This is a genomic window from Streptomyces sp. PSU-S4-23 (assembly GCF_055632315.1).
In genome coordinates, this window is the sequence record NZ_JBVMUU010000002.1 from 4,687,865 (window position 1) to 4,701,756 (window position 13,892).

A 13,892-nucleotide genomic window follows, 5' to 3' on the forward strand; every position below is an offset into this window, starting at 1 on the left:
GTTGCGCGGGGTGGCCGTGGCGCGGCCGGGCACACATGTCCGCAGGCGGACCGTCCGCACAGGCGTCCACGCGGCCCCAGGACGTGGAACGGGCCGCGGCTGGATGCCGCGGCCCGTTCCTTGTGATGCCGGTGGCCGAGTCCCCCACGGTGTCCCGCCACCGGCTTTCCCGTGCCCGGAGGATCAGCCCGTGAAGGCTGTGACTCCCTCCGGGGTTCCCCACCCGGTCGGGCCGTCGTACCCCGACTGCGCGGTGCACAGGTAGGTGGTGGTGCAGGAGCCGTTGTTGCCGCTGGTCACGTCGTTCAGCGCGGAGGTGCCGGCCGCGTTGTAGGGGAACTTCGCCGGGTAGGAGCCGCTGGACGGCGTACCGGCGAGGGCGTACACGCCGGCGATGATCGGCGACGAGGCGCTGGTGCCGCCGAAGGTGTACCAGCCTGCCGTGATGCCGTAGGAGTCGTAGACGGAGACCCCGGTCGCCGGGTCGGCGACGGCCGCGACGTCGGAGATGGTCCGCTTGGAGCAGCCGGTGTCGGTCTGCCAGGACGGCTTGGTGTCGTACGCGGAGCAGCCGGAGCCCGTGCCCTCGGTGCTGCTGGTCTTCCACACGGTCTCGGTCCAGCCGCGGCCGGTGGAGCTCTTGGACAGGGCGGTGCCGCCCACGGCGGTCACGTACTGGGAGGCGGCCGGGTACTCGGCGCCGTAGCCGCTGTCGCCCGCGCTGACCGTGATCGCGACGCCCGGGTGCTTGAAGTACGAGGTGTCGTAAGACGAGTCCGAGGAGGACTCGGAGCCGCCGTAGCTGTTGGAGACGTACTTCGCGCCCAGGGTGACGGCCTCGTTCACCGCGGTGCCGAGGTTGGCCATGGTGGCGGACTTGGCCTCGACGAGCAGGATGTGGCAGTTCGGGCAGACGGCGCTGGCCATGTCGAGGTCGAGGGAGATCTCCTCCGACCAGCCGGTGTCGGAGGACGGCAGGGAGGTCGTGGAGCCGGTCTGGCTGACCTTCTTGAAGCAGCCGTTGGCGGTGGTGCAGGCCGGCAGGCCGTAGTAGGAGCGGTACGTGGCGAGGTCCGCCTCCGCGTTGGGGTCGTTGTACGCGTCGACGATGGCGATGGTCTCGCCGGAGCCGTTGGAGGCGGCGGCGGAGGTGAGCCCGTAGGCGGACTGGAGGTCGCCGGGGCCGTAGCCGGAGGGGGTGGCGGCGTCGGCGGCCTTCGGGGTGACGCCGTCCTTCTCCGCCCGGGCCTTCTGGAACGCGGTGAGTCCGCCGGTCACGCGCAGTGCCTTGCAGGCCATCTCGCCGGCCTTGCCGGGGACGGCGCAGGCGCGGGTCCACGTCACGTTCGGGGAGGTGGGGCTCGCCGCGGCGTTCGCGTGGGCGGCGGTGCCGATGCCCGCGAACAGGAGGGCGACGGCGGCGGCGGCAGCGGAACCGATGCGGTGCCATCGGCCGCGGGGGGCGGTTCTGTTCGTCCGGTCAGAGGGTGGGGTGCGCAACGTACTGCCTCCTGGGAGTGGGGTGACAGGGGCGTGCGGGTGCGTGCAGGACGCCGGTACGGTGTCCCCGGCGACGGGCCGAGTGGCCCGCGGACGACGATGACTTGTTGAGTACGCGACAACAAGGGCCTTCTGGAATCCTGACTTCCGCCTTGCCGAACGCGGTCTGCGCCTTACGCGCCGATGGCCGCCCGATGACCGGTCGCTGGCGGCCGCTTGACCCAACTCACAGGTTTTCCATGGGTTTTCCGTCGGCCCTCCAGGGGCGGCGGGACAGCCCGGCCCAGGTCCCCGGCCCCAGCCCTCGCGCACACCCGCGTCCACCGCGCCGGTTCGGGGGCCTCGAACGTGAGTGTGGCGGCTCGTCGGGGTATGCGTGCTCGGAGGGACCGGATGCACCCGAAGGGGGGACCTGGCTGTGGGGCCGAATATCGGCGATGACCTGCGGCAACCGGAGCTCGTAGGCAAATCTCAGGTTGCTCGGAGGGCTTTTCTCACCTTCCTGGGCCACAGTGAGAGGTGATGAACCGCATCACACGTCCCTCCGGAAGCCGCGGCCACGCGTTCCTCAGCACGGTCGTGCTGCTGGCGGTCACCACGTCCTCCGTGGCCGCCGCCGACCGCGGTACCGGACCGCTGGGTGAGACCGTCAAGGCGAGGCTCACCTCGGCCTCGTCGCGGATCGGCCCGCTCTTCGGTACGAGCGGTGCCCTGGAGGGCGGCCACTTCTGCACCGCCTCCGTGGTGCACAGCGAGCGCCGCGACCTGATCATCACCGCGGCCCACTGCCTGGGGGGCGGCGGACCCCTGTGGTTCGTGCCCGGGTACCGGAACGGCAGGGCACCGTACGGGGTGTGGAAGGTGACCAGGACGTACGTCGCCGACGCCTGGAGCAACGACCAGGACGAGGACAGCGACGTCGCCTTCGCCGCCCTCGCACCCCTCGACGGGGCGCGGATCGAGGACGTGGTGGGGGCCAACAGGTTCGCCGCCGGGCGGAGGACCGGTGCCACCGCCCTCACCGTCACGGGGTACCCCAGCTCCCGGGAGACCCCGATCACCTGCGTCAACAAGCCGACGGCCAGCAGCCGTACACAACAGCGCATCGAATGCCCGGGGTTCACCAGCGGCACGAGCGGCAGCCCCTGGGTGAACGGCTACGGCGAACTCGTGGGCGTCCTCGGCGGCCACGAACAGGGCGGCGACACCCCGGGCGTCTCCTACAGCGTGGTCCTGGGGAACGAGGCCGCGGCCCTGTACCGGACCGCCTCGGGCGGGTAGCGGCCTTCCGCCCGCGCCCGCGGGCCGGTGCGGACCGGTGCGGACCGGTGCGGGCCGGTGCGGACCGGTTCACGCCGGTGGTACGCCCGGTAGTGCGCCGATGGCGGGCCGGTGTTGGCCGATCCTGCCCCTTCCCCCCGGCCGGACCAGGTCTTTTCCGGGTCCGTGACCCGGCCTCGCCCCTACACTGACCCTCGGCGGACTCCCGTGTGACGAGGGGCGGTTGAGGGTGCGTAAGGCGTGGATCTGGGCGACCGCTGCCGTCGGCGCCGCGCTCTCCTTGGTGATGCTGCTCGCCGTCGGGGTCTACCTGGTCGCCGGGAGCCTCGCCGGCGGCCTGGGCAAGGGGTCCGTCGCGCTCGCCAAGAACGCGGTGCCCGCCGCGTACGCGACGCTCGTGGAGAAGTGGGGCAACCTGTGCAGTGCGATCAACCCCGCGCTGCTCGCCGCCCAGCTCTACCAGGAGAGCGGCTTCAACCCGAACGCCAAGAGCCCCGCCGCGGCCGAGGGGATAGCGCAGTTCATCCCCGGCACCTGGGCCATCCACGGCATCGACGGCAACGGCGACGGCGTCCGCGATGTCTGGGACCCGCGCGACGCCATTCCGTCGGCCGCCTCCTACGACTGCAAGCTCGCCTCGTACGTGAAGGACGCGCCCGGGAACCAGACGGAGAACATGCTCGCGGCCTACAACGCGGGGGCGTACGCGGTCATCAAGTACGGGGGCGTGCCGCCGTACAAGGAGACCCAGAACTATGTGAGGACCATCACCACCCTGCAGAAGAGCTTCGCCGCGCCCGTGCGGCGGGTCGACCCCTCGAAGCAGGCGGCCGGCGCCATCTACTTCGCGCAGAAGAAGCTCGGCACCCCGTATCTGTGGGGCGGCAACGGGACCGCCGACCAGGGCGGGCGCTTCGACTGCTCCGGGCTGACCAAGGCCGCGTACGAGAGCGTGGGCATCACGCTGCCGCGCGTCGCCAACGACCAGTACAACGCCGGACCCCATCCGAAACGGGACGAACTGCTCCCGGGTGACTTGGTCTTCTTCTCCGACGACCCGACCGATTCCCGCGCCATCCGGCATGTCGGGATTTATGTCGGTGGTGGCTATATGATCGACGCGCCCCGGACCGGTGCGGTGATCCGTTTCGACCCGATCGACACATCCGACTACTTCGGCGCGACGCGTGTCACCGAAGATGGCGCGAAAGCGTTGCCCACGACGGTGTGAACCAGGGTGTGAACGGCGTACGCGCCGGCCCCCGCTGGCCGGAACCCTCCGTTACACCCACCCCCTGAGCTGCGAAGACGAGTCTCTCTTCGATAACGTCTGCGTGATCATTCGGTGGAGTGCGGAACGTTGAAGACAGGACTGTGCGTTCCTTCTGACGTAGAGCGTCGACGGACGGCAGCCGGCTTGACGTGGAGCGGATCTACAGCCACGGGGGTGGTGGAAGCGGCGCGCGCACGGGCGCGCCCGGGCAACGGGACAGACGACGAAGGGGCCGCGCACGATGGCTGGACTCGCCGAATCCGGGTCGAACCCCGACGTCGATCTGCTCTACGACATCAATGGCCTGGCCAAGCAAGCCCCGCGCTGGTTCGACCGCGGCATGGAGTTCGTCGGTGAGTACGGGCTGCTGCTCGCCATGGTCCTGCTGGTCCTGTGGTGCTGGTGGAGCGTGCGCCGGCGGGGCGGTGAGGAGGCGGCGTCGTCCGTGGCCGCGCTGGTCTGGGCGCCGCTGGCCGCCGGTCTCGCCGTGCTGGTGAACGTGCCCATCCGGGGCTTCGTGGAGCGGCCGCGGCCGTTCGTCGACCACCAGGGCATCGATGTCCTCGTCACCGGCAAGACCGACTACTCCTTCGTGAGCGACCACGCCACGCTCACCATGGCGATGGCGGTCGGACTGTTCGTGGCCAGCCGCACCTTCGGGCTCGTCGGCCTCGGGCTCGCCCTGCTCGAAGGGTTCTGCCGGGTCTACATGGGCGTGCACTATCCGACGGACGTGGTCGGCGGGTTCGCCCTCGGCACCGCCGTCGCCCTGCTGCTCTCCCCGCTCGCCATGGCGCTGCTCACCCCGCTCGTGAGGGCGGTCGAGCGCTCGCCCCGGGCCGGGTGGCTGGTCCGGGCCCGCGGGGCGCGTGCCACGGAGCCGCTGAGCCCCGGGGCGCGGACCGGCGCGGCCGCGCAGGAGCGGGATCTGGCGGCGTAGGGGCCGCCGCGGGCGGTGTGCGCCCCGGGCGGTGCGGGGGTGGCGGGGTGCGCGCCGCAAGGCGGGCCTGCGGCCTCCTACGGCGACTGCGGGAACGTGAAGAAGCCGGTCGGGTCGTAGCGGCGCCTCAGTTGCGCGAGGCGGGCGGCCGCGTCCCCGTAGTACGCCGTGCGCCAGTTCGCCAGGGTGGGGTCCGTGTAGTTCTGGTACGCGGCCCCGGACGCGTAGCCGCGCAGGGACGCGTGGGCCGACGTCAGCCAGGACTGGGCCGCCGTGCCGGGCGTGCCCGCCCGCCAGCTCGCGATGTACTGGGCCAGCATGCGTGAACGGCGGTGGACGAACGCCGTGGCCGTGGGCGCCACCCGGTTGACCGCGCCGCCGAGCGCGGTGAACGCGACGCTGCCGGCGCCACCCCGCACCGACTCCATCCGGTGCAGGAGCGTGTGGATGCCGGCCTCCGGGATCGAGCGGTCGAAGAAGTCCGAGCGGGCCGCGTACGTCTCGCGGCCGAGGGCGCCCTGCGGGGACCGGCCCGGTGTCGGGCCCGGCAGATGGCACTGGGCGTCGGAGGAGAAGGACGAGCAGCCGGCGTACACCTCCATCGCACCCTCGTAGGACCGCCGCTTGAGCGAGACACCGGACGCCGAGGAGCCGATCCTCGCGGCCAGCCGGTCGACCGCGTTCTGCAGTTCGCCGTACGTGCCCAGCGAGAACGCGGAGACGGAGACGGTGGGCCTGCCGCCCGCCGTGCCCGAGAGATGGCAGGAGGACCAGATCTCGTCGGGCTGGGCCGGGCCCCACTCCTGCCAGGCCCCCAGCACGGCCGCCGCCCGGGACCAGGGCCAGGTCAGGTACGCGGTCACGGCCTGCGGTGCCGGGTGGGTCGTGAAGTGCAGCTCGGTGACGACGCCGAAGGTGCCGTTGCCCGCGCCCCGCAGGGCCCAGAAGAGGTCCTTGTTCTCCGTGGCGCCGGCGACGAGTTGCCGGCCGTCCGCCGTGATCAGGGTCGCCTGGGTGAGGCTGTCGCAGGTCAGCCCGTACGCCCGGGAGACCACGCCGTGACCGCCGCCGAGGGTGAGCCCGGAGACGCCGACGGTGGGGCAGGAGCCCGCGGGTATCGTCACGCCCTTCGCGGTGAGCGCGCGGTACACGTCGATCAGCTTGGCACCGGCGCCGACGACGGCCGCGTCGCCGCTCGCGCGGATCCCGTTCAGCTTCGAGACGTCGATGATCAGCCGGCCGTCGCCGGACGACCAACCGGCATAGGAGTGGCCGCCGTTGCGTATGGCGACCCTGACGCGGTGCGCGCGGGCGTACGCCAGGACGGTGCGGACGTCCTCGGCGTGCGCCACGTACGCGACGGCCGCGGGCTTCAGTCCGTCGAAGCGCGTGTTGTAGAGCTGGTGCGCGGAGGGCCAGGCGCTGTCGCCCGGCAGGACCAGGGAGCCGGCCAGGTCCTTGGCGAGGGCGGCCCAGCCGGTGGTGCGCGGGCCGGTGGTGGCGGGGCCCGGGGGCGTGCCCGTGGCCGTCGATGTGCCGCCGCTCGCACGGCCGTTGCAGGCGGTGGTGGCCGCCGCCGCGAGCACGGCGGTGGCCTGGCCGATGAACATACGCCGTTGCATGTGCCCTCCCTCGGGTTCCGTGGAACCAGACGGGGTCCCATCACCCGGGGTTCCGCGGCAAGTGCCACGGAATGGCCACGGCGGGCGGGGCGGGGGCGTGCTCCCGGTGTGGCGCTCCCGGTGTGGCTGCTCCCGGTGGTGCTAGCCGGCCGTGTGCCCCGCTGCGTCCGCCCGGGCCAGGCTGCGGGCCCTGCGCGCGGGCCCCCGCCAGCCGCAGGTGCAGCGGGCTACGCAGAAACGGCCCTGTTCGATCGTCGTCGTGCGGTGCTGATCCGGACTGAGGGGGGCCTTCTGCTGCTCCACTCCGACAGGTTACCCAAGGCACATGGACCGCCATGCCGACCGCGTGACGGGTCTCCCTACCGGTCGTTAACCGGAACGACAGGAGGGACACCGGGACGGACCGGCTGGGGGTAGGCAGGCGATGAAGGTGCGGCAGCACGGCCGGGCGGGCGCGGCGGCCGTCGCGACGGTGGGACTCCTCCTGTGCGGCGGCTCGCTCTCCGGCTGCGCGGGCGGCGGGGCCGCCGCCGAGGACGCGCGTTCCGGAGTGGACGCGGTGGAGGTGCTCCACCAGGCGGCCGGCGCCCTGGTGCGCGCGGGCAGTTCCAAGGCCCGGACGTCGATGGAGATGGCCACCGGAGGCACCCGGGTCACCATCCGCGGCGAGGGCGTCTACGACTACCGCGACCGGCTCGGCCGGCTGAAGGTGACGCTGCCGCAGGATCCCGCGGGCGCCCAGGAGCACCGGCCCATCACGGAACTGCTCGCTCCCGGCGCGCTGTTCATGAAGAACCGGGGCGCGGGCGTGCCCGCCGACAAGTGGGTCCGGGTCGACACGACCACGCTCTCGGACGGCAACCTGGTCACCGGCGGCGCCACCGACCCGCTCGCGGCGGCCGAGTTGCTGCGCGGGGTCCGCAGGGCGACGTACGTGGGAAGGACCGAGGTCGCGGGGACGCCGGTGCGGCACTATCGCGGGGTCGCCGACATCGGGCTCGCGGCGCGGAGCGCGTCCGCCGGGAACCGGGGGCCGCTGCGGGCGGCGGCGAAAGGGTTCGCCACGGCCGAGGTCCCGTTCGACGCCTACCTCGACGACGAGGGGCGCGTCCGGAAGGTGCGCCACCGGTTCAGCTTCCTCAACGGGGAGCAGAAGACCACGGTCGCGGTGGCCTCGACGACCCTGCTGTACGACTTCGGGACGCCCGCCGACATCCGACTGCCGGCGGGCGGGGACATCTACGCCGGGAGGATCGCCCAGCAGTGAGGCGCGCCGGGCGCCGGCCGTCCGGGCCGCCCGCCGTGGAAGGGGCCGGGAGCCGGGGTGCGGGGACCGGGCCCACGGGCCGGAAGTGGCGCGGCTGAGGGGCCGGAAATGGTCCGTCCGTGCCATGCGCCGCCCGCGCGCCGCTCCCTACCCTAGAGTCGGTGACGGCAGAAAGAGGTGATGCGCGTGGCTCTGGTCGGTGGTATGGCGGTGCAGGACCACGTGGCCCTCGCCGAGATCGAGCTGTGCGGTGACCTGATGATCGCGGCCTCGGCGGCGCGCGAGGACCGGCTCAGTCTTGAGAGCATCGACGAGGTGCTGAGAGTGGCCGAGGAACGGGACGCCTCCGGCGGGTGAGCCGCGCTCCGGGTCATGCCCCGGGTCATGTCCGCAGCAGGCGGCCGATCGCCTTCGTGGCCTCCTCCACCTTCGCGTCGATCTCCGAACCGCCCCTGAGCGCGGCGTCCGCGACGCAGTGGCGCAGATGCTCCTCCAGCAGCTGCAGCGCGAAGGACTGCAGGGCCTTGGTGGAGGCGGAGACCTGCGTGAGTATGTCGATGCAGTACACGTCCTCGTCCACCATGCGCTGCAGACCGCGGATCTGGCCCTCGATGCGGCGCAGCCGCTTGAGGTGCTCGGCCTTCTGCTTGTGGTAGCCGTGGATGCCGCGGTCGTGGTCGGTCACCACGTTCCCGCCGCCCTCGGAGGGCGCTGTCGCGCCGGCCTCGGTGGTCGTCATCGCGTCCTCCTGTTGACGGTCGCCCGGGGATGCGGAGGGGGGCCGGCGGCCCCCGGGTGCGGGCCCCGCGCATCCCGAAACGGACATATACCCCTGGCGGGTATATGGTAACGAACTTTGCTGGGTATACGGCCCTTGGCCGCTGCCTCGGACGCACCCGCACCGCCCCCCTGCCGACGGCCGTGGCCGATGGGCGACACTGGAGGACGGCCCCTTAGCCGTGGCCGGATGTTGCCCTTAGCATCAGCCTGACCGAAACCGAAGCATCCCGAGGACCCCACGTGCGCTTTCGTCTGACCCCCAGGGAGACGAGCTTCTACGACATGTTCGCCGCCTCCGCGGACAACATCGTCACGGGCTCGAAACTCCTGATGGAACTGCTCGGGGCGGACGCCTCCGCCCGGGCCGAGATCGCAGAGCGTATGCGGGCCGCGGAACACGCCGGTGACGACGCCACGCACGCGATCTTCCACCAGCTGAACTCCTCGTTCATCACGCCGTTCGACCGCGAGGACATCTACTCCCTCGCCGGTTCCCTCGACGACATCATGGACTTCATGGAGGAGGCCGTCGACCTGGTCGTCCTCTACAACATCGAGGAACTGCCGAAGGGCGTCGAGCAGCAGATCGAGGTGCTGGCGCGGGCGGCGGAGCTGACGGCGGAGGCGATGCCGAACCTCCGCACGATGGAGAACCTCACCGAGTACTGGATCGAGGTGAACCGCCTGGAGAACCAGGCGGACCAGATCCACCGCAAGCTGCTCGCCCACCTCTTCAACGGCAAGTACGACGCGATCGAGGTCCTGAAGCTCAAGCAGATCGTGGATGTGCTGGAGGAGGCGGCGGACGCCTTCGAGCACGTGGCGAACACCGTGGAGACCATCGCGGTCAAGGAGTCCTGAGTCGTTCATGGACACCTTCGCTCTGATCGTGACTGTCCTGGTCGCGCTCTTCTTCGCGTATACGAACGGTTTCCACGACTCGGCGAACGCCATCGCGACATCGGTGTCGACGCGCGCGCTCACGCCGCGGGCGGCGCTGGCGATGGCGGCGGTGATGAACCTCGCGGGCGCCTTCCTCGGCAGCGGAGTGGCGAAGACGGTCAGTGAGGGACTGATCCAGACCCCCGAGGGCGGCAAGGGGATGGGCATCCTCTTCGCGGCGCTGACCGGCGCCATCACCTGGAACCTGATCACGTGGTACTTCGGGCTGCCGTCGTCCTCGTCGCACGCGCTGTTCGGCGGGATGGTGGGAGCGGCGCTGGCGGGCGGCACGACGGTCTACTGGTCCGGGGTCCTGGACAAGATCGTCACCCCCATGTTCCTGTCGCCCGTGGTCGGCGTGATCGTCGGCTATCTGGTGATGACGGCCATCATGTGGATCTTCCGCCGGGCCAATCCGCACAAGGCGAAGCGGGGTTTCCGCATAGCGCAGACGGTGTCGGCGGCCGGCATGGCGCTGGGCCACGGCCTGCAGGACGCTCAGAAGACGATGGGCGTCGTGGTGATGGCGCTGGTCATCGCGGACGTCGAGAAGTACGGGGATCCGATCCCGGTGTGGGTGAAGATCGTCTCCGCGGTGATGCTGTCGCTGGGGACGTACGCGGGCGGCTGGCGCATCATGCGCACCCTGGGCCGCAAGATCATCGAACTGGATCCGCCGCAGGGGTTCGCGGCGGAGACCACCGGTGCCTCGATCATGTTCGCGACGGCGTTCCTGTTCAAGGCACCGATCTCCACGACGCACGTCATCACCTCGGCGATCATGGGCGTGGGCGCGACGAAGCGGGTGAACGCCGTGCGGTGGGGCGTGGCGAAGAACATCGTCCTGGGCTGGTTCATCACGATGCCGGCGGCGGCGGTCGTGGCCGCGTGCGGCTTCTGGGTGATCGACCTGGCGTTCCTGTAGCCGAGGGCGCCGGCGCGGCCCCGTGCCCCGGACGGGGGCCGCGGGTGTCGGGGGGCGGAGCGCACCCGGCCGTCCCGGCCCCAGCCGTCCTGGCCCCAGCCGGCCCCGTCCTGCCGCGCGGGTGGTCCGGTCTCGAGATGCGCGCGTCCGCGTCATGACAAGACTGGAGCTATGACTAGCAAGGCACTCCTCGAAGGCGGACCGGACGATCTGGCGGGCAAGGTCGTGCCGATCGTTCCTCCGGGACAAGAGCTCAAGATCCCTCTCCGCGGCGGATACGAGCACTACAAGATGACATCGCGCCACGAGGACCGGCAGGAGGGGCGGGTGACCGTCTACCGCTGGTGGGAACGGACGGAAGTCGCCGAATGACGAACGGGCCCGCCCCCGGGAGCCGGGGGCGGGCCCTCTTCGGCCTCGCGGTGGCACCGCCATGCAGCACCGCGAGGGGTCTTCGACTTCGGCGGATCAGCCGAAGCGGCCGGAGATGTAGTCCTCCGTGGCCTGGACCGACGGGTTGGAGAAGATCCGCTCCGTGTCGTCGATCTCGATCAGCCGGCCCGGCTGGCCCACGGCCGCCAGGTTGAAGAACGCCGTACGGTCCGACACACGCGCCGCCTGCTGCATGTTGTGCGTCACGATGACGATCGTGAAGCGCTCCTTCAGCTCGCCGATCAGGTCTTCGATGGCGAGCGTCGAGATCGGGTCCAGGGCGGAGCACGGCTCGTCCATCAGCAGGACCTTCGGCTCGACCGCGATGGCGCGCGCGATGCACAGACGCTGCTGCTGGCCGCCGGACAGGCCCGAGCCCGGCTTGTTCAGGCGGTCCTTCACCTCGTTCCAGAGGTTCGCGCCCTTGAGGGACTTCTCGACGACGTCCGCCAGGTCCTGCTTCTTGTGGCTGCCGTTCAGGCGCAGACCCGCGGCGACGTTGTCGAAGATCGACATGGTCGGGAACGGGTTGGGGCGCTGGAACACCATGCCGACCTCGCGGCGCACCGCCACCGGGTCGATCCCGGTCGCGTACAGGTCCTCGTCGTCCAGCAGCACCTTGCCCTCGACGCGCCCGCCGGGGGTCACCTCGTGCATACGGTTGAGCGTGCGCAGGAACGTCGACTTGCCGCAGCCGGAGGGGCCGATGAACGCCGTCACCGACCGCGGCTCGACCGTCATCGAGATGTCCTCGATCGCCTTGTGGGAGCCGTAGTAGGCGGTGAGCCCGCTTACGTCGATTCGCTTGGCCATGTTTACGTCACTTCCAGGTGGGACGGATCAGTCGCTGGGTGGCCGCGTCAGCGACCGGTCCTGGGGGCCTTCCAGCGGGCGATCCCGCGAGCCACCAGGTTGAGGATCATCACGAAGCCGATGAGGGTGAGCGCCGCCGCCCACGCCCGGTCGTAGGCCGCGCCGGAGCCCGAGCTGTTCGCGTACTGCTGGTAGATGTACAGCGGCAGCGAGGCCTGCGGGTCCTTGAACGGGTTGCTGTTGATGAAGCTCGTGCCCCACACCAGCAGCAGTACGGGAGCGGTCTCACCGGTGATGCGCGCGATCGCGAGCATCACGCCTGTGGTGATGCCGCCGATCGACGTCGGCAGGACCACCTTGAGGATGGTGCGCCACTTCGGGACGCCGAGCGCGAGGGACGCCTCGCGCAGCTCGTTCGGTACGAGCTTGAGCATCTCCTCGGTGGAGCGGACCACCACGGGCATCATCAGGATCGACAGGGCGAGCGAGCCGGCGAAGCCGGAGTAGCCCATGTCGAGGATGAGGATCCAGAAGCTGAGGACGAACAGACCCGCGACGATCGACGGGATGCCCGTCATGACGTCGACGAAGAAGGTGATGGCCTGGGCGAGCCTGCCGCGCCCGTACTCGACCAGGTACACGGCGGTGAGCACACCGACCGGCACGGCGATCGCGGTGGCGAGGCCGACCTGCTCCAGGGTGCCCAGGATCGCGTGGTAGATGCCGCCGCCGGTCTCGGTGTCGGCGACCACGCCCATCGAGTGGCTGAGGAAGTATCCGTCGAAGACCTTCGCACCCCGTTTGACGGTCTCCCAGACGAGGGAGGCCAGCGGGATGACCGCGAGGACGAAGCAGACCCAGACGAGGCTGGTCGCGACCCGGTCCTTGGCCTGTCGGCGTCCCTCGACGCGCGCGGCGACGGTGTAGGTGCCGAGGATGAACAGGACCGCAGCGATCAGGCCCCACTGGATCTCGCTGCCGAGGCCGGCGCCCAGGCCGATGCCCACGCCGACGGCGAGGGAGCCCACGGCGATCGCCCAGGGCATCCACTTCGGCAGGGTGGCGCCGCGCAGGGTGCTCGTGCGCTTGTGGCGGACGGCTGCGGTGCTCATGCGTTGGCCCCCGAGTACTCCTTGCGGCGGGCGATGATCATGCGCGCCGCGCCGTTGACCAGCAGGGTGATGACGAAGAGGACCAGACCGGAGGCGATGAGCGCGTCACGGCCCTGGTCGGTGGCCTCGCCGAACTTGCTGGCGATGTTCTGCGCGAAGGTGCCGCCGCCCGGGTCGAGCAGGCTGGCCTGGATGTCGAAGGTCGGGGAGAGGACCGTGGCGACCGCCATGGTCTCGCCGAGGGCGCGGCCCAGGCCCAGCATCGACGCGGAGATCACACCGGAGCGGCCGAACGGGAGGACGGCCATGCGGATGACCTCCCAGCGCGTGGCGCCTAGGGCGAGGGCCGCCTCCTCGTGCATCTGCGGGACCTGCCGGAAGACCTCGCGGCTCACGTTGGTGATGATCGGGAGGATCATGATCGCGAGCAGGATGCCGACCGTGAGCAGTGAGCGCGGGGCGCCGCCCTGCCACTGGAAGATGCCGGTCCAGCCGAAGTAGTGGTCCAGCCAGCCGAACAGGCCCTGCATGTGGGGGACGAGGACGAGGGCGCCCCACAGGCCGTAGACGATGGACGGCACGGCGGCGAGCAGGTCGATCACATAGGCGATGGGGCCGGCCAGCCTGCGCGGCGCGTAGTGCGTCAGGAACAGCGCGATGCCCACCGCGACCGGGACCGCGAGGGCCATGGCGACGATCGAGGAGACGATCGTGCCGAAGGCGAGCACCGCGATGCCGAAGACCGGCGGGTTGAGGTTGGTGTTCCACTCGAAGGTGGTCAGGAAGTTGCCGTGGTCGTCGCTGATGGCGAGGGACGCACGGTAGGTGAGGAAGACCGCGACGGCGGCCATGATCACCAGCAGGAAGATGCCGGATCCACGGGACAGACCGAGGAAGATCCGGTCTCCGGGGCGGGTCGCGCCGCGGCTCGGGCGCTTCTGCTCGGCCACGGAGGGCTGGGAGGTGGGCGGAGGCGCTTCAGTGTTCTGTGTTGATATGTCCATC

Annotated in this window: 14 protein-coding genes; 8 read left to right on the forward strand and 6 right to left on the reverse strand. The window is 70.8% G+C overall.

All coding sequences use genetic code 11. The features are described 5' to 3' along the window. Nucleotides 1-183 precede the first annotated feature (183 nt). On the reverse strand, nt 184-1,500 hold the full coding sequence (locus ACZ79I_RS21500) for a S53 family peptidase (protein ID WP_471499114.1): 1,317 nt from the start codon (nt 1,498-1,500) through the stop codon (nt 184-186). A gap of 522 nt (nt 1,501-2,022) precedes the next feature. Here ACZ79I_RS21500 and ACZ79I_RS21505 point away from each other — a divergent pair. From ACZ79I_RS21505 to ACZ79I_RS21515, 3 genes are all read left to right on the forward strand, one after another. Then, nucleotides 2,023-2,781: a trypsin-like serine peptidase gene (locus ACZ79I_RS21505; RefSeq protein WP_471499115.1), complete on the forward strand. Its 759-nt coding sequence runs from the start codon at nt 2,023-2,025 to the stop codon at nt 2,779-2,781. A 223-nt stretch (nt 2,782-3,004) separates the two neighbouring features. Next, the gene (locus ACZ79I_RS21510; protein WP_471499116.1) at nt 3,005-4,012 is read left to right on the forward strand and encodes a bifunctional lytic transglycosylase/C40 family peptidase; all 1,008 of its coding nucleotides are present in this window, start codon (nt 3,005-3,007) and stop codon (nt 4,010-4,012) included. A gap of 283 nt (nt 4,013-4,295) precedes the next feature. Beyond that, nucleotides 4,296-4,994 carry a phosphatase PAP2 family protein gene (locus tag ACZ79I_RS21515; protein ID WP_471499117.1) on the forward strand — a complete coding sequence of 233 codons (699 nt, stop codon included), beginning with the start codon at nt 4,296-4,298 and terminating at the stop codon, nt 4,992-4,994. Between the two features lie 77 nt (nt 4,995-5,071). Here the strand turns inward: ACZ79I_RS21515 and ACZ79I_RS21520 are convergent, their stop codons facing one another. Further along, nucleotides 5,072-6,616, reverse strand: a complete 1,545-nt coding sequence (locus ACZ79I_RS21520; protein WP_471499118.1) for an FAD-binding oxidoreductase — start codon at nt 6,614-6,616, stop codon at nt 5,072-5,074. A 424-nt stretch (nt 6,617-7,040) separates the two neighbouring features. On the opposite strand from ACZ79I_RS21520, the gene ACZ79I_RS21525 reads away from it, so the two are divergent. Together ACZ79I_RS21525 and ACZ79I_RS21530 are read left to right on the forward strand one after the other, a co-directional pair. After that, nucleotides 7,041-7,883 carry an SCO4651 family lipoprotein gene (locus tag ACZ79I_RS21525; protein ID WP_471499119.1) on the forward strand — a complete coding sequence of 281 codons (843 nt, stop codon included), beginning with the start codon at nt 7,041-7,043 and terminating at the stop codon, nt 7,881-7,883. Between the two features lie 186 nt (nt 7,884-8,069). Then, on the forward strand, nt 8,070-8,240 hold the full coding sequence (locus ACZ79I_RS21530; protein ID WP_471505540.1) for a hypothetical protein: 171 nt from the start codon (nt 8,070-8,072) through the stop codon (nt 8,238-8,240). 25 nt (nt 8,241-8,265) lie between these two features. On the opposite strand, the gene ACZ79I_RS21535 is transcribed toward ACZ79I_RS21530, so the two are convergent. Beyond that, entirely contained in the window at nt 8,266-8,622 is a 357-nt protein-coding gene (locus tag ACZ79I_RS21535) for a metal-sensitive transcriptional regulator (RefSeq protein WP_471499120.1), read from the reverse strand. 281 nt (nt 8,623-8,903) lie between these two features. Here ACZ79I_RS21535 and ACZ79I_RS21540 point away from each other — a divergent pair, with 281 nt between their 5' ends. The 3 genes from ACZ79I_RS21540 to ACZ79I_RS21550 all read left to right on the forward strand — a co-directional run bounded on the left by ACZ79I_RS21540 (nt 8,904) and on the right by ACZ79I_RS21550 (nt 10,902). Further along, nucleotides 8,904-9,524 (forward strand): DUF47 domain-containing protein, encoded by a 621-nt coding sequence (locus tag ACZ79I_RS21540; RefSeq protein ID WP_471499121.1) that lies wholly within the window; start codon nt 8,904-8,906, stop codon nt 9,522-9,524. Between the two features lie 7 nt (nt 9,525-9,531). After that, nucleotides 9,532-10,530, forward strand: a complete 999-nt coding sequence (locus ACZ79I_RS21545; protein ID WP_471499122.1) for an inorganic phosphate transporter — start codon at nt 9,532-9,534, stop codon at nt 10,528-10,530. A 171-nt stretch (nt 10,531-10,701) separates the two neighbouring features. Next, complete coding sequence (locus ACZ79I_RS21550) at nt 10,702-10,902, forward strand: DUF5988 family protein (RefSeq protein ID WP_381091955.1); 201 nt, start codon at nt 10,702-10,704, stop codon at nt 10,900-10,902. Between the two features lie 96 nt (nt 10,903-10,998). On the opposite strand, the gene pstB is transcribed toward ACZ79I_RS21550, so the two are convergent. Genes pstB through pstC form a run of 3 tightly spaced genes read right to left on the reverse strand, consistent with a single transcriptional unit; the run spans nt 10,999 to nt 13,891 of the window. After that, a complete protein-coding gene (gene pstB, locus ACZ79I_RS21555) occupies nt 10,999-11,775 on the reverse strand; it encodes a phosphate ABC transporter ATP-binding protein PstB (protein WP_471499123.1) in 777 nt (258 codons plus the stop codon). Nucleotides 11,776-11,822: 47 nt separating this feature from the next. Next, complete coding sequence (gene pstA, locus ACZ79I_RS21560; protein WP_471499124.1) at nt 11,823-12,887, reverse strand: phosphate ABC transporter permease PstA; 1,065 nt, start codon at nt 12,885-12,887, stop codon at nt 11,823-11,825. Beyond that, on the reverse strand, nt 12,884-13,891 hold the full coding sequence (gene pstC, locus ACZ79I_RS21565; protein WP_471499125.1) for a phosphate ABC transporter permease subunit PstC: 1,008 nt from the start codon (nt 13,889-13,891) through the stop codon (nt 12,884-12,886). Before pstC ends, pstA begins: the two co-directional genes overlap by 4 nt. Nucleotide 13,892: the final 1 nt, after the last annotated feature.